The organism is Jeotgalibacillus aurantiacus (assembly GCF_020595125.1).
In the GTDB taxonomy this organism is placed as follows: Bacteria; Bacillota; Bacilli; order Bacillales; family Jeotgalibacillaceae; genus Jeotgalibacillus; species Jeotgalibacillus aurantiacus.
The window spans coordinates 1-20472 of sequence record NZ_JACNMS010000008.1; the positions used below are offsets into that span (position 1 = coordinate 1).

Below are 20472 nucleotides of genomic sequence, written 5' to 3' on the forward strand. Positions count from 1 at the left end.
ACATCCGAGAAGCAAGCTTCTCTTCCGTTCGCTCGACTTGCATGTATTAGGCACGCCGCCAGCGTTCGTCCTGAGCCAGGATCAAACTCTCCGTAAAGTGTTTGAAAAGCTCATTGTCTTTTTTATTCGAAAAAGACTTAAAATCTTAAACGTTGACGTTTGGTTGTTTAGTTTTCAAGGTTCAATTGTTACGTTTCTTCTATTTAAAGAAGTTGTTGCTCTCTCAAGCGACCTACACATCATAACATCTTTTAAAAAGTAATGTCAATCACTTTTTTAAAAGTTATTTTGTTGTGTTTTGTCGGCTGCTTCAAAAGCGACGCTTATTAATTTATCACCGATTTGAGGAACGGTCAATAGCTTTTCTGAAAAAACTTTTACCTTTTCAAAATGCTTGATAAAAACATAGGGCCCGTACTACTTTTCCTCACCTTTGCTGCATAGATTGTTTAAAGCAGTTTGTGCGGAGGTGATGCGTGTTGAGAAAGAAATGGGAGACGGCGGGTCTGGTCCTGCTGGCTGTATTGATTCTGGCGCTTCTTCCTTCTTCCCCGCGGGTGATGGAGGTGACTGGGGTGTGGCCTTCACTGGGAATCATTTACAAGGGGGATGAGGGTGTGGTGCTGACTTTTAACGTGACGATTGGGGATGATTCTGTGCTGTGGCTGGCTGAGGAGCTGCGGCGGACGGGCATTGAGAAGGCGACTTTTTTTCTGGATCCGTCCTGGGTGGACCGGAAGAAAAAGATTGCGGATCAGTTAAAGGCGTATGGATATGATATTGGGATTTATGATTTACATCCGGCCCGGTATGAGGGATTGAGTGAAAAAGAGATGGATGAGCATATTGCGGAGCTTGTGGCGTTTTTTCATGAGCATGAACTTTCGCCTGATTATTATAGAACGGCTGATGGGTTGCTTAATGAAGAGGTTGTCAGGCGTTTGCGGGAGCAGGATTTGCTGGTGGTGAGTCATGAAGTGACGGGTGAGGCGTTACTCGAGGAGGAGGATCAGAGCTATAACGGGGCTGTTGTGTCGCTTGATGTGGTGAATGATGAAAAAGAGCTCAAGCAGCGATGGACTGAGTGGAGATCTGCCCTGGAGCGGACGGATGATCTTCGCTACGTATCGGTGCTTGAGCTGCTGGCTTCTTCTGATAGTAAGATTAAGCTGTTGGAATAGGCTGCGGCCATCTGAGCGCGAGACTGTCTGTGGCTTCACCGCTGTATTTCTGACGCAGAAATCGGATCCGGTCTGACACCTGCTTTTCATAATGGTCCTCAGCATTCAGGTGATGATCTGTGTTCATGCTGGTTGCCTGGTCTTTGATCAGCTGCTGATAAAAGGTTTTTACTTCATGCGGAAGCCGGTTCCAGAGACCGGCTTTTTTCATGTGGCGAATCCAGTCTTCGAGTACATTTATTTGCCCAGCGAGCTCTTTACCTGTCCTGAGGTGGATGACGGACAGGTGCGCTGCTTTTTCATACAGCAGGTTGAGCTCTTCTTCTGTGACTTTTCTCGGGTTATTGGCGAAGATGATAAAGCCCTGGAAATGCTGAACGAATTGCTTTTGCCAGTCATAGAGACTTGCAATCAGCTGTCTGCCTGCTTCAAGACCCGGGTACTGCGCTTTATCCATAAGCTGAATCGGCAGTGTAAACATTTCAGGTGACTGCTCATACCTCGCGTTGCCTGATTTATGCGTATCTCTCAGCAACAGATGGTATTCCGCAAGCATTTCATGTGCTTTTTGCGCTTCTGCCGGCTGTTCCTGATCGGGTGAAAAGACGGCTGCAGCTTTCGTTTCTTCTTTTCGATTGAGATAGACAGCCTGGTAATACTTCCGGCCGTTAATCAATGTCCAATTCGGATATACCGTGACTTTCTCGAGCACTTTTTTGTATGATTTCGCTTTGTCTTCAATGATTTGAACGTCTGTCATCGTGATCACCTCATTTAAAAGCTTATTCTCCATCAGGACGGGCATCTTCAATCATCTGATCCATTCCTTCAATTCCTTCTTCCTTGATGCGTCTGAGTTCATCAAGGAAATCACTTCTTACCTGACGGGATAATTCATAGTTGGCCGTTGCATAATCCTTCAGTGGCTGCAGCTGTTCACTCGTGATTTTCCCTTCGTCTACAAGCGTGTCCATCACACGGTATTCTGTGTTGACCTGGTCAAGACTTCTGCGTGTCCATGAGTTGGAGAAGTGATTAATATCAATTGTCGCGTTGGCACTCGTCCAGTTACGGTCAGTCCGTGCGCCGACACTCCATTGCTTCCATTCAGCAAGAATGTCTTCTGTGCGCTCGAATTCCTCGCGCAGTCCTTCTGCATTATTGACGTTGGCGTAAGCACCACCAGCCTGCTTCGCTACTTCCTTCAGCTGCTGCTGAGCTTCTGAGTCGGCGTTGAAGCCGATGACGTTGATGATTGGTGAAATATTGCTTCCGGCAAAGCTTTTCGCGGCTGCAACCGGATCTCCGTCACACGTCTCGATTCCGTCACTGACGAGGTAAATCAGGTTCGTATTTTGCTCGCCGTCCAATCCTTCAAAGCTTTGGGCAGCTGATTCGAGGGCACCAGCAACCGGGGTCCAGCCAGCCGGTTCAAACTGATCGAGTGCGGCTTGGAATGCGGCTTCATCATAAGGTCCCCGCTCATACACTTCTTCAATGGCAGCGCAGGACATTTCTTTGTCAGCGTCATCGCCTGTTCCTTCATGTCCATACACGCGCAGGGATACGTTTGCTTCCTCTGGTGCGGAAGAAAGGAACGTCTGGATTTCGCGTTTTGCCTGCTCCATACGGGTTTCGCCACCTGCATCGGCAGCCATGGACCCGCTCGCATCTAAAATGATTTCAATATTGTAGTTTTCTTTAAACTCATAGCGCCGGTCGGCTTCAGGCATTCCTTCCATATCAAACCGGGCAGCATCCAATACGCCCGATGGATCCGGCAGATCTCTTTTCGTAATGGAGTGGATGTACTGGTAGTAAAGCTCGATCTCTTCTTCAGAGGCATCCTCCGGTAAGGCAGGCGCATCGCCGAACACATCCATAAAGGACACGTCCTCCTGCTTCTCCTGTTCAATCGCTAATAATCCATCGCCCTGCTGGACAAAGTCCTGAGGCTCCTTCGGAATCGGGGCCAGATTCAATTCCTCAAGCGCTGCTAACGGACCTGCTGCCTCCTCCGTCTCCTCCGCCTGTACTTCATCCGTTGAAGCCTGCTCCGCTTCGTTCTCCGGGACATCCTGTGCTTCTTCACTCTGGCAGGCTGCAAGCGCCAGACTCAACGTTAATGCTGAAAGCCACATCTTCTTCATGCTGACTGCTCCTTTCATCGCTAAACGTGGATTCGTTATATAACTAATGAATAATACGTCCATCCTCACCATAAGTTTCACTTCTCTTGGTAAACTACCCCTTTTTTAATGGAAAATTTGAACACTGTCAAATGATGGATGACTTATATGTTTCAAGACCGGGCGTAACGTCATGATGGTCAGACAACTGCAGGGTCATAAGGAGGGTGGCGTTTGTGTTTATAAGTAGTAGGATGGTCTTGATTCGATGTATTTTCGTAAAGGAATGGATGTCGAAGGTTACAATTTTTACAGTTTGTGGGTCGTTGGGACCTTTTTGGGGATTGGTGGAGAAATTGAGAAAAGGTCGTGGCTAATCTTTGTTAAAGGACGTGTATAAAGGATTTGGAGTGCTTTTGATAGAAGATGAAAGCTGATATTTTTAACCGAATGTGGATTTTTAAATAAACTGAAAACCGGAAGAATCATCTCCCGGTTTTGCTTACATCTTTGGCCAACGTAGTGTTTTGATATGACTGTCTAATATTTTTCTTTCTTCCCTGTTCAGCCGCTCTATAGTAAAAGCAACACGTTCTTCATACGTATCTCCTTCAACAGCCGGAAGCTCTGCTCTTTTTGCTTTAGACTTGTGATGACTGCTGATCATTTGTTCAATGAATCCTTTAGAGTGTAAAGGAACACTCCCCCAAATTCCTTTCTCCTTTAACCTTTTTCTCCATTCAATGAAAAACGGGACATCATCTGTCATAATCTTTGTTAATTGATCATGAAGGACGCTCAATTGTGCTGACTTTTCTGTGATATAGGCCAGGTCCTCTTCTGTGACGACTGTAACGGCGTCGAAGTTCGTTTGGGCTTCCTGGAATCTGTCGTTGAACTGTTGATGTAAATTTCTCAACTCGGCAAATTTTTCGACTCCTTTTTGAATTTCGGGATCCTCGACATTGCTTAGGGCAATCAATAATGGATTAAGAATATTCGGTGACATGGCAGCACGGCCTTTTCCACCTAAGTAAATGCCAGATGCTGTCGCTCCATATAAAGTTAAAGGGTCATGCGCTTTTCTTGCTTCATCCTCGTTATTGTTTGAAGGTGCGATAATAGCCGTTGCCGTAGTCTTGCCATTTCTATTTTTAAAAATAACCTGACGATAACGATTACCATTCACTTCATAGATATATGGATTGACCGCAATTTTTTCAAACAACTTTTTGTATTTCTTTGCATGTTGATAGATTAACTCTTTTTCTTTTTCCATATAGATCACCGCCTCAAAAGGTGCTTAGCAAAGTACCATTTCAAATGTTTATTTAACTTTAGGCCATCGTAGCTGTTCTCTATACACAAGTTCCATTTTTTTATTGTGTGCTAGCGTATCCTGCAGTCTGTTTTTAAATTGTTCTTCTACAGTTTCACCAGCTATTAGAGTATGTGATTTCAGTGTTTGTTTCACTCTAAATGTCTCATCTATTAATCCATTGTAATAAAGGTGCTGATCCTTCGATAGCTTTTCCCACAAGCCTTCTTCCTTCATCGCTGTTCTCCAGTTAGCGAAAATTTTCTGTTCGTCTAATAATATTTTCAATATATTAAAAGAATAGACATCCATCCGGCTTGCTTTTTCACAAAGATAGTGAAAATCATCTAGTTTTATTATTTTCGGATCCTTATAAAACGTTGAAGCCTCCTGAAACTCTCTTACAAAAAGACGTTCAAATTCATAGAACTTCTCAATTTCTTCTCTTCCCTTAACAATGTCAGGATGTGTTTCTTTCTTTAATAATGATATTGGTTCAGTTTTCAGAGAATCATCTACCAGATACGTTCCACCAATACCATAAATTGTTGCAATTTCTGCATTATAAACTGATAAATGCTTATGTGCTTCGAAAGCATCCTCTTCATTAGCTGAACCATTAACCGGTATGATGGCACTTCCTGTTTTTTTGCCCTTTTTATTTGTATAAATCGCTTCGAAATATAAAACGCCATTCTTTTCGTATGCATTTGGAGAAACTTCAATTAATTCAAATAGTTTTTTATATTTTGGTGCTTTTTTTACTGCTTGCTGATGTTCTTGAATCATATACGTCACCTTCACTTTCTGCTTGAATAGAAGAAAAGATACAATCTAAATAAATTCAGATTGTACCTCCTATTTTATCATTAGTTTCCGAACAAGCCTTTAACTGAGTTCCATCCGCTCGAAAGCTTATCTTTTGCACCTTCGTAAGTATTTTTTGCAAGGTCACCTGTTGCTTTAAGTGGGTCGCTCTTAAAATCACTTCCGAATTTCTTAATACTACCCCAATTATCTGCAGCAAGCTTAACGAGTCTCGAGCCACCCCATAAGATAGCACCTCCAGCTATAAGAAATGGAGCTGCAGCCTGGCCACCGGGGAAAAATCCTGCTGTTACACCTGCGCTCATAATGGTTTGTCCCAATGAAGCAGTTGCATCTGCTGTTGCAGACACTTTCTCAGTCGTTGCTGCATCTGAATTGAACACTTCAACCGCATTCGCTGTTTTAAAGCCGGTATCAACAGCACCAAAGAATGTTCCTACCGAAGCAGTAGCAATGTTAAATTTCGTTAAAACACCCATGCCCGCTGAAGCAGTCGCTGCATTGGCACCTGTTGAAACAGCACCTCCTGCTGCTTGCATCGCTTGTGTTACACCCGCACCTGCTTGAGCCGTTTGATTCGCTTGATTAATAGTTTGTATTTTTTGTATTGCTTGGTAACCATCTTTTATGATCGTACCTGAAGTAATTGTATCATCAACAAATTTAAACGTTTCGTTTTCTCCAAGGCCTAACTTTAAGCCACCCCAAATAACAGCACTATGAAAACTTCTTACATCGTTAAATCCAAAATTTTCGCCTTTCTGGAGAGCTGATGTAGCAAGTCCTACCTGTCCAAAAACAACATCTTTGGTCAGGTATTCTGTTACTTCAACCCATTTTGGTTTTTTTATTTCGGCTGGATCTGAGCTTCCTGCTGTTACTGAATTACCATTGAGATCATATCCACCAGGCTGCAATAGATTGATCATTCCGGGATACAAAGATGTTCCAGGTGCGTAAGGGTTCGGCATGACCACATTTCCAGGGGCAACAACTGTACCGTTGGGCAATGTCCCCCCAACATTGACTCCCCCGGCTCCCGGGTTCATCGGACTAAGGTATGGAGGAACAGGAACTGTACCCGCTCCTCCTTCAAAACCTGGAGCTACCGGACCTGCGTTTGGTCCCCATGGAGCATATGACCAAGGTACACCTTGCCATTCGGTTCCATTAAATCCGCTCCCCTGACCACCCATTTCACCATTCCAGTCTGTTCCTTGCCATTCCTGACCATTCCATGTGTTACCTTGCCACTCCTGACCACTCCAGGAGTTTCCTTCCCATGAGTTCCCTTCCCACGGGCTGCCAGACCAGTCATTTCCCGTCCAAGAATTTCCTGACCATGGACTCACTCCGTAGGCAGAGGAATATAGAAAGGACTGAGAAACAATAAATAATATGACAATAATAGCTGGTAGTTTTTTTAGCAGCTTATTCATAGCCTATCTCCCCTTTGTTTAAATCGTTACTGAGCTTTCTTCAATTGCATAAAGTCCAAGATCTTTTCTCCATTTCGCAACTAGAAAAGCCAGTGTTAAATAAAACAGAGGAAAGAAGATCGTATTAATAAACAAATGACTCAACACTACCGCCAAATAAGAGGTTGTAATATTTAAAATGAACACCTGAACCATAAATGACAAAACAAACTCTATTAAGCTGAATGCGATAATAAGTAATAGCAATTTCCAATGATGCCTTTTAAAAAGCTGAATGCTTTCTCTAACTGACTTCCATACGGATTTGTTTTCGGTAATCGCGATTAATGGTGCGCTGATAAACATTGCCATAATGATCAGACCCGGGAGTACAAATACTGCTAGACCCAGCGTAATTAAAGCACCTATTGATACAGCAAAAACAAAAAAGTGAAACACTCTAATTACGGACTGTAAGATGGCCAGTCGAAAGGGCTTTTCTTCTCCCGATTCCTCATAATGCCAATAGTAGATAAATGGGATTTGAGCAACAAAGAATAGGATGATCATAAAATAGGCATTATAAATATCTGCAGCGCTAAAGGCTGTTCCAAAGTTCGGTACAACCGCATACATGTAATTAGCGAAGAAAAAATAGAGTGTCAGCAAAGGAATTTGGACAAGTAGAATAATCAGCAAGATCCGTTCATACTTCTTACTGAAAAAAGAAAATGCTGAACGTATTGGATGATCCATTTAGATCGTCTCCTTTCAGGATGCCTGTTCCTTGAGCTGGTTAAGGTGATGGGAACGATATCCGAATATAAGAGCTGTAATACCAAGCGTTGCAAATGGGAATTCTCCGTCAGAAACCAACCACGCTAATAATTCTGCAGTCATTAAAACGGTGAACAAAATGATTAATAGAGTATATACACGTTTCCATCGTTTATATTTCTTCATGTCTGATCTCTCCTTATTGAAGATTAAAGTTACGGCTGTCCCAACCCTCAAGTTCTTTAACAAACTCAAGCTCGGGTCCGGCCGAGGTTCGTCCAATTTGTTCACTAATTCCAGCGAACCAGTTTTGATATTGTGTAGTTTCAATATCATGAGAAGCACGGACAACAATCTGTCCATCATCAAAGAAAATGACTTCTGCCTCTTCAAGAGTCCCGCCATTTGCTAAAATCGCACTCCTGGCAGCTTCTCTCATCTCCAGAGACCAGTCAAACTCGAGCTCTTCTTCAATTTTTTCGCGTAAAAGATCATCACCAAGTCCTTTAGAAATCTCTTCTGTCACAACCCGGTCCATTGCTTTATTACGAATTTCATTTAGCGAGTAGCCACTCATTTCACCACCGGAAAGCCGATCTATTTCTTTTTCGATTTTCTCGTCAATGCTCTCTGGATAAGAGTCTACAAGGCCGATGATCTCTGATTCATACTCATCAATTGCTTCTGCAAGCTGTTCATAGAGTTCTGCCGTAGCTGCTAAACTCGCCTGTTGTGCAGCCGTATTTGCCTGCTCTTTTGCAACAAGGGCACCTGAGAAGTTAAGCACAAGAATAAATAATGCCATTAAAATGATCAGCAGACCTAGTACAAAAATCGTGATGTTTCCACGTTCTTCCTTTAACCAATTCATTACTTTATCACCTTCCCTGAGGTGTCAGCCGTGTAGGTAAAGGTTGGCTTCCCGTTCGGAAAGAGCTTAGCCGGAAGAAAGACAAGTGCGATATCGACTGAAACAGCAGCAGAAAACTGGTCCGTTCCTGAAATCGGTGCCCCTGCAAATCCAACGTGCTGACCTCCTGCACTGACAATCTGTTCAGCGGCGGCTGACGCTTCTGATGCTTCTGCAGTAACGGAATATACCTTCGCCGCTTCATTGGCCGCCGATTCTGCCAAAATGACAGCATGAGCACCCGCAATAAACTGCCACGCGATCATAATGACTATAAAGACAAGCGGGATCATCCCTAAAAATTCAATCGTCATAGATCCCCGCTCATCCAGCCGCTCCTTGATCCAATTCTTCATTCGCTTTCCTCCCTTCTTTCCAGCCGCTTTCCCACTTGCTCCTGTTAAAACCAAGTGGGAAAACGGGGGCTGCCCGTTTTACTCTGCCTCATCCGGGTAGAGCTCTTCAATTCTTTGTTCAAGTTCTTCGATGCCCTGTTCTCTCAAGTCTTCGAGTTCAGTCTTAAGCGTTTCCTGACCTTGTTCTGCTAACGCTTTTACCTCATCTGCTCTTTGCTCCAGCTCTTTTTGTTGCTCAAGTGTCATCTTTCCTTCCTCACGAAGAATTCGATTTGCGTCATAGAGGGAAAGCCACTGTTCACGAGCTGATGATCCCCAAGTATTTGAGAAACGAGTAATCGCAAACGAAGCGTCGTTGGACTGATTCCTCACGTCAGTACTTGCATCAAGCTTCCACCTTTGCCAATTTTGAAGAATCTTTTCCGTCTGACTGAACTCTTCTCTCAATTGATCCGCATTATTGACGTTTGTGAACAAACCTCCTGCAGAATCAGCGACCTGACGAAGTTGCTCCTGCGTTTCAGAATCTGCGTTAAAACCAATCACGTTGATGATCGGGGACACATTACTATCAGCAAATGCCTCGGCAGCTGCTACCGGATCTCCGTCACACGTTTCAATTCCATCACTGACAAGATAGACGAGATTTGTATTTTCCTCACCGCTCAAATCTGAAAAGCTTTCAGCAGATGACTCCAGAGCACCAGCCACTGGTGTCCAGCCTGCAGGCTCAAACTGATTTAAAGCATCCTGAAAAGCTCCTTCGTCATACGTGCCTCGCTCATACACTTCCTCTACTGCAGCACATGACATGGCTTTATCTGCCTCGTCACCTGTTCCTTTATGTCCATAAACACGAAGTGAAACATTCGCTTCTTCAGGAACGGAAGCTAAGAATCGGTTGATTTCTTCTTTTGCCTGTTCCATCCTTGTCTGGTCTCCAACATAAGCACCCATGGAGCCACTGGCATCCAGAATAATCTCAACATTGTAGTTTTCTTTAAACTGGAATTTAGGGTCTGCCTCAGGAGTTCCTGAAAGTGCGAATCTCATTTGGTCACTGATATCCTTTGGATCCGGAAACTCATAGGCTGTCAGTTGATAGATAAGCGAAAAATACGCATCCAGTTCCTCTTCTGATGCGTCTTCAGGCAAGGCAGGAATATCTCCAAACGCTTCTAGAAATTGATTCTTCAGGTCCTCATCAGATGTATTTAGCGTGACATTGCCCAAAGGCCCGGATTGTTGATTAATTAACTCTTCTAATGACTGAGGTGGCTCGGATAAGTTTAAAGACTTGATACTTCCAATAACATCCTGCTCCACTGATTCCTCATTCTCAGCCACTTCTTGCTCAGGATCATTTTCTGATACCTGTTGCTCTTGCTCGCTATTTTGAGCGCTTTCTAAAGGCTCTTCCTGATCCTGACAGGCTGCAAGCACTAAACACAATGCAGCCGCAGGAATCCAATAATGCTTTTTCATAGAAGCCCTCCCAAAAAGAAATCTGCTTTATCCGATTGAATCAATGAACTCTTCGAACTTAGATTTGATCGCATCCCCAATTCCCGAGTCTCCTGCAAATGCCTGAGAAATAACACCAACAACAATTACGACAACTGCCGCAATCCCCAACCACTCAAGTGTTTGAGAACCTCTTTCGTTATTTACCTTTGACGCTGCAGCATTCATTGCTTTAAAATACCATTCATTTAGTTTTTTCATTTTCATTTCCTCCTGTTAGTTAAAATAGATTCATAATGCTGTTATCACCATAGATCATGTTCAATATCATCAGACCGGCAACCATTAGAATTGATACTGGTGCGACGATAAAGGTCGTGACGAGTGTTACTTTAGGGGAAGCCTTGGCAGCAAGCTCTTTTACTTGCTCCTGTCTGAGCTCACGCATATCCTCTGCCTGAACTTTAAAGGTTTGTGCTACTGGGACACCCAGCTTCATTCCCTGGAGAAGTGATTTAATTAATTGCTGAAACTGCTGGTTATTATTTCTCTCCAATAAATTACGATAGGCTTGTTCCCTTTGAACTCCCAAGTCGATTTCCTGTATAAATCTGGTGAATTCTTCTCTGAGCGGACCATCAAAAAAGCGAATCACCTCCCTCAAAGCCTGGTCCAAGCTAACTCCCGCCTGCAAACTTGTACTGATGGTATCCAGAAAATCCGGTAGATCCTGTCTTAGCGCTTCCTGCCTTTGCTTAACCTGTTGTTTAATCAGAATAATCGGTAAAAAGTATCCAAGGAGTGGAATCAGTACAATGCCGAATTCTGAAAAAGGAAACCCTAATATAAAGAGAAGCATCCCAAGGAAAAATCCTGCTGTCAGAAACATCATTTTAATCCCCTGGAAACGGGCAACCGTCAATTCATATCGATTACCTGACTTTTTCAACCAATCCGCAACATCTAAATTCTCACTAAAGAAGTTTATCCTCTGTCCCAAATCAGCAAATTCGTCTGCGAACTTAGTAACTTTGTCAATCAAGCCTGCCTGCTGTTTTCTCTTTTTTTCCTTTTTTTCAAAAGCATCGACCAGTGTCACATCAGAAACGTGCACAAGTAGCTCACGCTTTTCCTTAATGTAAGCTGACCAATTTCGCAGCCCCAAAACGACTAAAAACCAAAATAAAATGACGCATAATATAATCAGTGCATCCATATTAATCACCTACACTTTTATATTCGTAATCTTCCGGATCAGGAAGAACGATAAAATGATACCCAGAACGAAAAGAATCATAATGACGATTCCAGGTGTTGTTGTCAGAGGATCCGTGAAACCATCCATGATATTATTCATCATCAGTAAGATAAACACTGGCATCGCAGGAACAATAATTGAAATGTACCTTTGTTCGGATGTCATGGTGCGAATGGTTTGATGTAACACCTTGCGATCCTCAAGTGTATGGGCCATCGTTTCAAGTGTAGAGGCTAAATTACCACCCGTTTTCTTTTGGATGAGTAGAGTAGCCGCAAACAGTTGAAAGTCACGGGAAGCATTTCGCTCCTGAACTTTTCTTAATACCTGTTCAAGTGGAACACCGAGCTTCAACTCGTAAGACATTCTCTTAAACTCTTCTCTTGCTGGACTATTTATTTCGTGAGCCACCAGATCAATTCCCTGCGTCACTGTCATTCCACTTTTTGATGCATTGGAAAGCAGCCTGCAAATTTCACTAAGCTGTTCATTGAAACGTTCCTCGTAACGATTCTTTCTCATATAGAACAAGAGGAAATGTCCCGCACCAAGAATACCTGCTGTGATGAGTAAACTGACAAGTGCACTCATACTGAAAATCATATTAAAAACCACAAACAACAATAGAAAACCAAGTACATGAATTCCAATATATTCAGAAGGCAGCAGCGTTACATTCGCCATCTGCAGCTTACGATGAAGCTTCTCAGATGATGGTGACTGGTCATATCTGTCACCGAGGACGCTGATGGCGCTTTTGCGTTTTTCTTCCGGGTACCATGTCCGCATTTTCTTTTTCCAGTCCTGCTTGTGTCTTCTGTAATCAAGGAAGAAGTACACCATCAGGATGAGTGACAGGGCGGCTGAGGCGAACAGGACGGCAATGATTATGTCCATACCGGCTCGCCTCCTTTTTGAAAGAGACGCTGATCGAATTCGATGCCAAACAGCTTCAGTCGCTCCACGCATTTCGGAACGATGCCGGTCGGCTCAAAGTGACCGAGCACTTCTCCGTCTTTTCCGGTGCCTGTCCGTTTGAACACGAAAATGTCCTGCAGCTTCACCTGATTGTGTTCATCTACATACACTTCAGAAATATTGACGATCTTACGTTTACCGTCACCAAGCCGCTCTGCCTGCACGATCATGTCGAGTGCGCCGACGATGTATTCGCGAATGATGTGAGTAGGCAGGTCCATACCGGCCATGACAACCATCCCTTCAACACGGTTAATCGCATCTGACGGTGAGTTGGCGTGAACGGTGGTGAGTGAGCCTTCGTGACCTGTATTCATCGCCTGAAGCATATCGAAGGCCTCAGGACCACGAACCTCTCCGACAATGATCCGGTCCGGTCTCATCCGCAAGGCGTTTTTCACAAGCTGGCGGATCGAGACTTCCCCGGTTCCTTCCACGTTCGGCGGACGGGCTTCAAGTCCGACCACGCTTGACCGGTTCAGCCTTAATTCTGCGGAATCCTCAATCGTGATAACCCGCTCTTTTGGCGGAACGGCTTTTGCTGCTGCGTTTAAGAGAGTCGTTTTCCCGCTCCCTGTTCCTCCTGAGATGAGCACGTTCATCTTTGCTTCGACAATGGCCTGGATAAATTCAGCCATCGGTTCACTGAGCGAGCCAAATCCGAGCAGGTCCTCCATTTCGATCGGGTCCTGTCTGAACTTACGGATGGAAATGAGTGTCCCATTCAGACTGACCGGCGGGATGACCGCATTCACACGGCTTCCGTCCGGCAGGCGTGCATCGACCATCGGCGAGCTTTCATCAATTCTTCTGCCGAGCGGGGCAATGACGCGGTCGACGATGTGACGCACGTGCGCATCATCCTTAAAAGTGATTGTGGACTCCTGAAGCTGTCCATTGCGCTCAATGAATACTTCCTTTGGTCCGTTTACGAGAATCTCCGTGATTGACGGGTCCTTCAGCAGCTGCTCAAGCGGTCCGAAGCCGACACTTTCATCGATCAGACGGGACATGAGCACTTCACGGTCCCCTCTTGGAATGACGACCTTTTCTTCCAGCATGAATTGATTGACGAGCCGCTCAATGGACAGGCGTCGTTCATGCTCATCCGCTGCGGTTAACTGCTCGAGGTTCGTCTCTGCAAGTAGCCTCGTTTTATAATGCTCAAGTAATTCCTCAAGATAAGGCGTCATGACGGCCTGCGCGGCTTCCTTGCGCGGCTGTTCTGCCTGTTCACGTTTGCTCCGTTGGAATAGTGACATCGTGTTTCCCTCCTTACTTCAGCATCGATCTCACCCATTTGCGCAGATCCTTCGCTGCCGGGATCATTTTCTTCTCCTTCGGCTCTTTCCGGATCGGCTGTCCTTTATTAATCGCAGCCTGCACCCCTTTAATATCGCGTCTGATTTCTGCAGCGTGCGGGTACGTGACAAAGCGTTCCAAATCTTTTTTCGACAGCTCATTTTCTTTGCCGATTTCATTTAACACGAGCTCTAAGCGGTCCTCTGTTGGAATCCCGAGCTTCTGAAACAGGTTTTCCACGTGCTTCAGTACCCGGATCGACGGGGTATCAAGGGCGATCGTGTAAAACACTTTATCCGCCTCTACCAGTGCCCCGTAGGTCCGCTCGTCAATATTGGACGGCAGATCAATGATGATAAAATCGTAGCTGCGTCTGCATGCCCGCAACACTTTCGTGACAAAATCCTCTGTCAGCCGCTCGGCCATTTCAGCGTCACGCGGACTGATCAGCAGGTCGAGCTTTGAAAACGGCTCTTTTTCCGATACGTTTTTCAAATGATGCTCACTGACTTCATCAATAACCGGCTCAAGATCCATGATCGTGCGGTTCGCTTCAATCCCGAGAAACGTCTCTCCGCCTCCGTACTGGAGGTTCAGGTCGATATAGATGACCTGGGCCGTTGACTCAAGCTTCAACGTCTGGGCGAAGGCTGTGCTCAAGAACGTTTTCCCGCTGCCGCCTTTCCCGCTGTAGAAAGCAAATACCTTACCGTTACCGCGTTTGAACAGCTGCTCTTTCGGCTGTTCCGCTGAAGCGCGGGATACAATCGTCTCCACGCGGTCACCGAGTCCACCAAGATCCTCCGGTAATACGAGATAATCCGTAACGCCTCTTCTCACCAGATCACGGAACAGCTGGAAATCATGCGTCTCGTGAATGAAGATAATCGGTGCGTGGAGCTGTTCAGACTGAAGCAGTGCAACCCGCTCAATATCGGCATCCCCATGTAACAGCAGGACGGCCTTTGGCTGTTTATTTTTCAGCTCTGATCGTAAATGTGACGGGTCAAGCACTTCGGTTTTTAAATGTTCCGGTAAACGTGTCCGGATGGTCGACACGAGTGTGCCTTCTGTTCCTATTATGAGTACATCCAATTCTTCCATGGCTTTTCCTCCTCACCCGCGACTTATTCTCCGGAATCCTGCTTTTGCTCTTCTTTCTTTTCTTCAGCAGGCGGTTTTTCTTCCGCTTTCTCCTCTGCCGGCTGTTCTGCTTCTGCCGGCTCCTCTTCAGGCGGTGCTTCCTCAGCTTCCTGCGATGTACCTGCAACCTCCTGATTAGCGAGTCCTACGTTGGCTTTAATGATGCGGACACTGTCTGCGTAGTTTTGCATATGGATGAGTTCAGGTGTCTGATCGAGTGAGATTTCTACCTGTACCCCTGAAAAATTTCCTTCCTCGCTGGCTACACGTGCGACTTTGACATCCTTCATAAAGATCTCTGTCTGATTTCCTTCATCTGTCCGATTCGACACGATTATGTCGACACGGTCGAGCGGCTCAAGCGGTTCATCAAAAAATACGCGCTCTGATGACATTAACGTCACAAGCCGGTTATTTTCTTCTGTAACAGCTGACGCTTCCTTCAGCATGTTTTTAGAAATCACATCTCCTTCTGATAAAGGAACAACCGATACCTTATTCATGAGCTCATCAGGATTTTGAATGTGCTCTGATGTGACAAACTTCTGCGGAATGCTTTCCGCTGCCACGCTATCCGGTGTAATGACGTCCCGTGCCGCAATATCTGCACCCGCCACATAAACGGTGACCATCGTGCCGAGATCCGAGTTCAGCTCTCTCACCTTCTGTAAGGTAAAATAGCCGGCAGCTGCAGCGAATAGTGCTGCGATAATAAAGAAGATTAAGGCCCTTCTTTTTGACTCAATCATCGCTATCTTCCTCACTTTCCCAAATAAGTGAAATTTAGTACAATGTATTCACATTAGCGCCAACTAATATGACATTAGTGTCGGAAATTCATTTTTCCCGAAATGCGCTGAATTAGCTATCACTGTTTTTAATGGAAATTTTGAACACTGTCAAATCGTGGTGAAATTTGGGCGTTTTGAGGAAAGAAGATAGTCCAGGTGGTCTGAAAGATGTAAGGGACATAAGTTTCATGAATTTTTTTTGGATCATAGGAGGTTCGTTGGAATTTACTTCGATTTCCGTTAAATTAATTCGAATTTTGTAACAAACATTACAAATTACCGGACCTTAGAACGATTTTTGTTTGGAAGAGCGTGGAAAAAATCTTGATTTCGAGAGGTTTGAAGGTGAAATTTGGCGTTACATAAGTAGTTATTAATATGATGGTGGCTATATTTAACAAATTTTCATTGTGAAGAGGATTCATGTATGTGATCATAAGACCTTTTTGACAGGACGAAAGAAAGGAAAACACGAAAAAAAGCACACCATGTTGGCATGCTTTACTTTGCTGTTGCTTCTTTTTCGCGGGCTGCTTTTCGTGCGAGCCGCTCTTCACGATCCTTTTGTGACCGCTTATTATATTTTGGCAGTGCGAGCATCTGATAGGCATTCGTCGCAATCAGCGTGAACATAATTGTAATCAGCCAGTAGTTTTCATTACTTCTCAGCACCGGCAGCCATTCAAGCGTCGTCACCACGACCATGAAAAAGAGCGTGGATGGAAACAGCGCTTTATTCCCGGCCTGCTTTGATTTCAACAGCGCTACGATGATCCCCACAACCAGCAGGAATACCGCTAAACTGAAGTATGGCAGTAATGAATCCCCTTCATCAGCAAACGCATCAAAACGGAAATACACAAGATCAAATAAAACAAATGCTGTAATCACTAACTGCACCCGATTCCATAGCTTCAGTGAACGGAAAATCCCGAGTCCGAACTGATGAATCGTTAAGTATGCAAAATACCCCATCTGGCTTAATACGCTAAACGTCATCCCGACACCGATCATCCAGACGACAACTGAAATTAATTCAACCGTATCTTCACCCGCAAGCTGAGTAGTGAGCTCATCCCAGCGGACAGTAATCCCAACAACACCGGTTGTGACACCGCCTACAAGCAATGTCATCACAAAAAAACGGATCCAATTTCGTATGGTCACGTCTCTATCCTCCAAATCTGAAAATACACATTCTCATTCGATTGTACCAGTCGATCCCTTAAAAATCCATGACCGTCGTGTGAACGTGCATAAAATCAGGATTTCAGGTCACGATAAGAAAACAAATGACCGTGAGAATGGAGGTGAATTCATGCGTAAACAATTAGGTGCTGTAGCCTTAGCTGCCCTGCTCCTATCAGGCTGCTCCGGCAACGAAAAAACAAGCTATGAAGAAACAAAGCAAATGGTCACTGACCTGTTAAAAACGAGTGAAGGCAAGAAAGCCGTTCAGGAGCTTTTAGCAGACGAAGAGCTGAAAAAAGAGCTCGTCCTCGACCAGGATGTTGTCAAACAGTCCATCGAAACGACTTTATTGTCCAAGGAAGGTCAGGACTTCTGGAAGAACACCTTCAACGACCCCCAGTTTGCCGAGACCCTTGCCAAAAGCATGCAGACAGAGCAGAAAGATCTGCTGAAGGGACTCATGAAGGATCCCGAATATCAGAAGATGATGCTCGAGCTCATGAAAGATCCCGCTATGCACGAACAAACGATGTCCGTGCTGACGAGCCAGCAATATAAAGAAGAAACCAAAAAAATCATGATGGAAATGATGGAAAGCCCACTCGTTAAAAAGGAAATGCAGGATCTGTTGATGAATGCCGCAAAAGAGATGGGCGGTGAAGAACAGGCCAGTGGGACACAGGAAGGTCCACAAGCATCGCAGGGTGAAGGTGGCGGTGGTGGCAGTCAGGGTGGCGGAACAGACGGAGATGGCGGGACAGACAGTGGGAATGGCGGCGGAAGTCCGTGATGGAGATGGGTTTGATGTGGGGAATGTGAGGTTGGGGGTGGAGTTTGTGAGGTTACGACCGGAGTTCGTGAGGTTAGACGCGGAGTTCGTGAGGTTAGGCGGCGGGTTCGTGAGCTTAGCTTAGAATTCGTGAGTTTAATGTCATTTGGCCTATAGATGATCAGCTATTTTCGAGCCGCCTGATTCACCCGGGGCCGCGGCAAAACCAGGATCTCCATCCTAAAATGCCACTTCCCACATAAAGCCCACAAAAAAAGAAGAGCCTCAGCTCTCCTTTTTTTATGTGGTGCGGTCGATGACTTGTTGTGCAATATCGGCGTAGATGTTGCCGAGACGGTGATCGGCTCCATAAACGGATGGGGCGAAGTCGTTTTCATCCCAGTCAGGCTGCTGGAGCGGAAGTTTTCCTAAGAGATCTGTGCGAAGCTCTTCGGCAAGCTTTTCGCCGCCGCCCTGACCGAATACGAATTCGCGCTCGCCGGTTTTTTTGCTTTCATAGAAGGACATGTTTTCGACAACGCCCAGGATCGAGTGCTCTGTCTGCAGGGCCATTGCACCGGCACGGGCTGCGACGAAGGCTGCTGTCGGGTGCGGTGTTGTCACGATGATTTCCTTGCTTGATGGAAGCATTGCGTGTACATCGAGTGCGACGTCGCCCGTTCCCGGTGGCAGGTCAAGCAGCAGGTAGTCAAGCTCTCCCCACTCTACCTCTGTGAAGAAGCTGTTCAGCATTTTGCCGAGCATCGGGCCTCTCCAGATGACAGGTGCGTTGTCTTCTACGAAGAAGGCCATAGAGATGACCTTTACGCCAAAGCGGTCAACTGGAATAATGCGCTCGCCGCGGACGACTGGGCGCTTGTTGATACCCATCATATCCGGCACGCTGAAACCGTAGATATCTGCATCGATCAGGCCGACTTTTTTACCGGCGCGGGCCAGTGCGACTGCGAGGTTGACGGATACGGTGGATTTACCGACGCCACCCTTTCCGCTTGCGATGGCGATGAATTGAACCTTATTTCCTGGTGAGAGCAAATTATCTTCGACTGCATCTCCCTGTTTACCACGGAACTTCTCGAGTTTTTCAGGCTCAAGCTCTGTGAAGCGGATGCCGACTGTTTCTGCACCGGCTTTTTTCAGCGCATCTACAACGGCCATTTGCAGCTGCATTTGTTCCGCTGTGCCTGTTTTTGCGAGTGCGATTTTGACGCTGACGTGATTTTTCTCTTCCTTGATGCTTACTTCCACGATTCCTTCCGTTTCTGCAAGCGTCGTATGTAAAATCGGATCATTCATTGAACCGAGCAATTCGCGTACCTGTTGTTCTGTTACCAAGACGTGACACCCCTTCTGTGAATTCGTTTTCATCTATGTCAGTATAACATAGGTGAAGGGTGACGTCTTACTCAGGCGGCTCTTCTTCCTTCGAAAAGTGTCTTAAAATCCCAATGTACACAGCAGCAGCTACACGTTGCTGATAGTCATCCTTTAACAGCCAGTAGCGTTCCTCCGGATTGGAGAGAAACCCTGCCTCGACGAGTACACCCGGTGTTTCTGCATGACTCAGCACGTAAATGCCGTCTATCGATTTGGCTTTACGAGTATTATTCGGCAGGTGGCGTTTTAATTCATGCTGGATAAACAGCGCCAGCCGTTTATTATCATCATTGAATTCCGTGTAAAAGGTTTGCGCGCCTTTCCACTGTGTTTCGGGGATGGCGTTGAGATGAATGCTGATAAAGAGGTCGTTATCACGGTCGTTGATCAGTTCAAGCCGCTTTTTTAGATCCTCACGTTTGCGGTCTCTGAAGCCTTTTGTTGCGGCATCTGCCAAATCCTCATCCTTCTCCCGCGACAGGCGTACAATTGCCCCCTGCTCCTCTAAATAAGCCTGAAGCTGTCGTGCAATGGAGAGCGTTAAATTTTTCTCAAGGATGGTTTCATAGGTCGCTCCGCCATCCGGTCCGCCATGTCCGGGATCAAGCACGATCACTTTTCCCGACAGCGGAAGCCTCCATTCCTCTATTGCATACAAGCCCGCTCCAAGGCCTGTCCCTAATACAACGGTAAGCAGCATCACCATAATAATCTTTTTGCGCATGACAGTCCCCCTTATTATGAGGAGAGTATATGCGCTCCCGCAGACATTCAGGACTTAATTAGCTACGATGATTAAAATGATTCACTGTATAGTGATCTCGAATAGGCCTAATTCATTCTCTTGAAATATCTCATTCACTATTTTATGTATCTCTATTTCAGCAGCTGTTTTCTCTTTTGGTATTTCTAATAAATCTATTGTTATTGATTTTTTCTCAAAGCTTGAGATCGAAAAACCAAATGTGCCGGTAGGAGTATAGCCTTCTTGTTTTAGTTTTTTTACTATCTGTTCCTGAAGTTTAATCATTTTTATATCGCTCATTATTTTATCGCTTTTTTCTATTTGTGAACTAACAGCTTTTTGCTCACCAACCATATGATCAAAATAATTAACAATATTGATCATACCGATTAATAAGATCAAAATGATTAAACCAATTAAAACGGCACCCTTTTTCAGATCATTTCCTCCTCACGTTATGTGTAAGAGAATATGAAAATACAAAAGATATATACCTGAACAACGATCGCTAACCTT

The 20472-nt window shown here is 45.1% G+C and carries 22 protein-coding genes and 1 rRNA gene; 2 read left to right on the forward strand and 21 right to left on the reverse strand.

Annotated elements, in window-relative coordinates; genetic code table 11:
* A 16S ribosomal RNA gene (locus tag H7968_RS16740) occupies window positions 1–97 on the reverse strand; the annotation flags it as partial.
* Between the two features lie 382 nt (window positions 98–479).
* On the opposite strand from H7968_RS16740, the gene H7968_RS16745 reads away from it, so the two are divergent.
* Window positions 480–1181: a polysaccharide deacetylase family protein gene (locus H7968_RS16745; protein WP_227397216.1), complete on the forward strand. Its 702-nt coding sequence runs from the start codon at window positions 480–482 to the stop codon at window positions 1179–1181.
* Here H7968_RS16745 and H7968_RS16750 read toward each other — a convergent pair.
* The 17 genes from H7968_RS16750 to H7968_RS16830 form a co-directional block, all read right to left on the reverse strand.
* Window positions 1165–1974, reverse strand: a complete 810-nt coding sequence (locus H7968_RS16750; RefSeq protein WP_227397217.1) for a hypothetical protein — start codon at window positions 1972–1974, stop codon at window positions 1165–1167. The two genes, H7968_RS16745 and H7968_RS16750, sit on opposite strands and share 17 nt — an antisense overlap.
* Complete coding sequence (locus tag H7968_RS16755; RefSeq protein ID WP_227397218.1) at window positions 1964–3331, reverse strand: VWA domain-containing protein; 1368 nt, start codon at window positions 3329–3331, stop codon at window positions 1964–1966. Before H7968_RS16755 ends, H7968_RS16750 begins: the two co-directional genes overlap by 11 nt.
* 481 nt (window positions 3332–3812) lie before the next feature.
* A complete protein-coding gene (locus H7968_RS16760; protein WP_227397219.1) occupies window positions 3813–4589 on the reverse strand; it encodes a hypothetical protein in 777 nt (258 codons plus the stop codon).
* A gap of 48 nt (window positions 4590–4637) precedes the next feature.
* Window positions 4638–5417: a hypothetical protein gene (locus H7968_RS16765; RefSeq protein ID WP_134374753.1), complete on the reverse strand. Its 780-nt coding sequence runs from the start codon at window positions 5415–5417 to the stop codon at window positions 4638–4640.
* A gap of 80 nt (window positions 5418–5497) precedes the next feature.
* Window positions 5498–6895, reverse strand: coding sequence for a hypothetical protein (locus H7968_RS16770; protein WP_227397220.1), 1398 nt, complete (start codon window positions 6893–6895; stop codon window positions 5498–5500).
* An 18-nt stretch (window positions 6896–6913) separates the two neighbouring features.
* Window positions 6914–7630 (reverse strand): hypothetical protein, encoded by a 717-nt coding sequence (locus tag H7968_RS16775; protein ID WP_134374749.1) that lies wholly within the window; start codon window positions 7628–7630, stop codon window positions 6914–6916.
* A gap of 15 nt (window positions 7631–7645) precedes the next feature.
* On the reverse strand, window positions 7646–7837 hold the full coding sequence (locus H7968_RS16780; RefSeq protein WP_134374747.1) for a hypothetical protein: 192 nt from the start codon (window positions 7835–7837) through the stop codon (window positions 7646–7648).
* A gap of 13 nt (window positions 7838–7850) precedes the next feature.
* A complete protein-coding gene (locus H7968_RS16785; RefSeq protein ID WP_227397221.1) occupies window positions 7851–8522 on the reverse strand; it encodes a Tad domain-containing protein in 672 nt (223 codons plus the stop codon).
* Window positions 8522–8917: a TadE family protein gene (locus tag H7968_RS16790; protein WP_134374743.1), complete on the reverse strand. Its 396-nt coding sequence runs from the start codon at window positions 8915–8917 to the stop codon at window positions 8522–8524. Before H7968_RS16790 ends, H7968_RS16785 begins: the two co-directional genes overlap by 1 nt.
* Window positions 8918–8995: 78 nt before the next feature.
* Complete coding sequence (locus H7968_RS16795; RefSeq protein ID WP_227397222.1) at window positions 8996–10402, reverse strand: vWA domain-containing protein; 1407 nt, start codon at window positions 10400–10402, stop codon at window positions 8996–8998.
* A 27-nt stretch (window positions 10403–10429) separates the two neighbouring features.
* The gene (locus tag H7968_RS16800; RefSeq protein ID WP_227397223.1) at window positions 10430–10642 is read right to left on the reverse strand and encodes a hypothetical protein; all 213 of its coding nucleotides are present in this window, start codon (window positions 10640–10642) and stop codon (window positions 10430–10432) included.
* Window positions 10643–10661: 19 nt separating this feature from the next.
* Complete coding sequence (locus tag H7968_RS16805) at window positions 10662–11597, reverse strand: type II secretion system F family protein (protein ID WP_227397224.1); 936 nt, start codon at window positions 11595–11597, stop codon at window positions 10662–10664.
* Window positions 11598–11606: 9 nt separating this feature from the next.
* The gene (locus H7968_RS16810) at window positions 11607–12536 is read right to left on the reverse strand and encodes a type II secretion system F family protein (protein WP_227397225.1); all 930 of its coding nucleotides are present in this window, start codon (window positions 12534–12536) and stop codon (window positions 11607–11609) included.
* Window positions 12527–13879, reverse strand: coding sequence for a CpaF family protein (locus H7968_RS16815; RefSeq protein ID WP_227397226.1), 1353 nt, complete (start codon window positions 13877–13879; stop codon window positions 12527–12529). Before H7968_RS16815 ends, H7968_RS16810 begins: the two co-directional genes overlap by 10 nt.
* Window positions 13880–13892: 13 nt before the next feature.
* Window positions 13893–15023: an AAA family ATPase gene (locus tag H7968_RS16820; RefSeq protein ID WP_227397227.1), complete on the reverse strand. Its 1131-nt coding sequence runs from the start codon at window positions 15021–15023 to the stop codon at window positions 13893–13895.
* A gap of 23 nt (window positions 15024–15046) precedes the next feature.
* Window positions 15047–15811, reverse strand: a complete 765-nt coding sequence (locus H7968_RS16825; RefSeq protein WP_134374733.1) for an SAF domain-containing protein — start codon at window positions 15809–15811, stop codon at window positions 15047–15049.
* 543 nt (window positions 15812–16354) lie between these two features.
* Window positions 16355–17020, reverse strand: a complete 666-nt coding sequence (locus H7968_RS16830) for a KinB-signaling pathway activation protein (protein ID WP_134374731.1) — start codon at window positions 17018–17020, stop codon at window positions 16355–16357.
* A gap of 151 nt (window positions 17021–17171) precedes the next feature.
* On the opposite strand from H7968_RS16830, the gene gerD reads away from it, so the two are divergent.
* The gene (gene gerD, locus H7968_RS16835; RefSeq protein WP_227397228.1) at window positions 17172–17834 is read left to right on the forward strand and encodes a spore germination lipoprotein GerD; all 663 of its coding nucleotides are present in this window, start codon (window positions 17172–17174) and stop codon (window positions 17832–17834) included.
* A gap of 279 nt (window positions 17835–18113) precedes the next feature.
* Here the strand turns inward: gerD and H7968_RS16840 are convergent, their stop codons facing one another.
* The 3 genes from H7968_RS16840 to H7968_RS16850 all read right to left on the reverse strand — a co-directional run bounded on the left by H7968_RS16840 (window position 18114) and on the right by H7968_RS16850 (window position 20358).
* Window positions 18114–19169 carry a P-loop NTPase gene (locus H7968_RS16840; RefSeq protein WP_134374727.1) on the reverse strand — a complete coding sequence of 352 codons (1056 nt, stop codon included), beginning with the start codon at window positions 19167–19169 and terminating at the stop codon, window positions 18114–18116.
* 67 nt (window positions 19170–19236) lie between these two features.
* Window positions 19237–19935: an N-acetylmuramoyl-L-alanine amidase CwlD gene (gene cwlD, locus H7968_RS16845; RefSeq protein ID WP_227397229.1), complete on the reverse strand. Its 699-nt coding sequence runs from the start codon at window positions 19933–19935 to the stop codon at window positions 19237–19239.
* Window positions 19936–20016: 81 nt separating this feature from the next.
* A complete protein-coding gene (locus H7968_RS16850; protein WP_227397230.1) occupies window positions 20017–20358 on the reverse strand; it encodes a hypothetical protein in 342 nt (113 codons plus the stop codon).
* Window positions 20359–20472: the final 114 nt, after the last annotated feature.

Coding starts and splice junctions, on each gene's coding strand:
- H7968_RS16775 (WP_134374749.1), bottom strand. CDS start 7,630: ATGGATCATCCAATACGTTCAGCATTTTCTTTTTTCAGTAAGAAGTAT.
- gerD (WP_227397228.1), top strand. CDS start 17,172: ATGCGTAAACAATTAGGTGCTGTAGCCTTAGCTGCCCTGCTCCTATCA.
- H7968_RS16760 (WP_227397219.1), bottom strand. CDS start 4,589: ATGGAAAAAGAAAAAGAGTTAATCTATCAACATGCAAAGAAATACAAA.
- H7968_RS16805 (WP_227397224.1), bottom strand. CDS start 11,597: ATGGATGCACTGATTATATTATGCGTCATTTTATTTTGGTTTTTAGTC.
- H7968_RS16815 (WP_227397226.1), bottom strand. CDS start 13,879: ATGTCACTATTCCAACGGAGCAAACGTGAACAGGCAGAACAGCCGCGC.
- H7968_RS16790 (WP_134374743.1), bottom strand. CDS start 8,917: ATGAAGAATTGGATCAAGGAGCGGCTGGATGAGCGGGGATCTATGACG.
- H7968_RS16750 (WP_227397217.1), bottom strand. CDS start 1,974: ATGGAGAATAAGCTTTTAAATGAGGTGATCACGATGACAGACGTTCAA.
- H7968_RS16820 (WP_227397227.1), bottom strand. CDS start 15,023: ATGGAAGAATTGGATGTACTCATAATAGGAACAGAAGGCACACTCGTG.
- H7968_RS16765 (WP_134374753.1), bottom strand. CDS start 5,417: ATGATTCAAGAACATCAGCAAGCAGTAAAAAAAGCACCAAAATATAAA.
- H7968_RS16795 (WP_227397222.1), bottom strand. CDS start 10,402: ATGAAAAAGCATTATTGGATTCCTGCGGCTGCATTGTGTTTAGTGCTT.
- H7968_RS16780 (WP_134374747.1), bottom strand. CDS start 7,837: ATGAAGAAATATAAACGATGGAAACGTGTATATACTCTATTAATCATT.
- H7968_RS16810 (WP_227397225.1), bottom strand. CDS start 12,536: ATGGACATAATCATTGCCGTCCTGTTCGCCTCAGCCGCCCTGTCACTC.
- H7968_RS16800 (WP_227397223.1), bottom strand. CDS start 10,642: ATGAAAAAACTAAATGAATGGTATTTTAAAGCAATGAATGCTGCAGCG.
- H7968_RS16785 (WP_227397221.1), bottom strand. CDS start 8,522: ATGAATTGGTTAAAGGAAGAACGTGGAAACATCACGATTTTTGTACTA.
- H7968_RS16755 (WP_227397218.1), bottom strand. CDS start 3,331: ATGAAGAAGATGTGGCTTTCAGCATTAACGTTGAGTCTGGCGCTTGCA.
- H7968_RS16825 (WP_134374733.1), bottom strand. CDS start 15,811: ATGATTGAGTCAAAAAGAAGGGCCTTAATCTTCTTTATTATCGCAGCA.
- cwlD (WP_227397229.1), bottom strand. CDS start 19,935: ATGCGCAAAAAGATTATTATGGTGATGCTGCTTACCGTTGTATTAGGG.
- H7968_RS16770 (WP_227397220.1), bottom strand. CDS start 6,895: ATGAATAAGCTGCTAAAAAAACTACCAGCTATTATTGTCATATTATTT.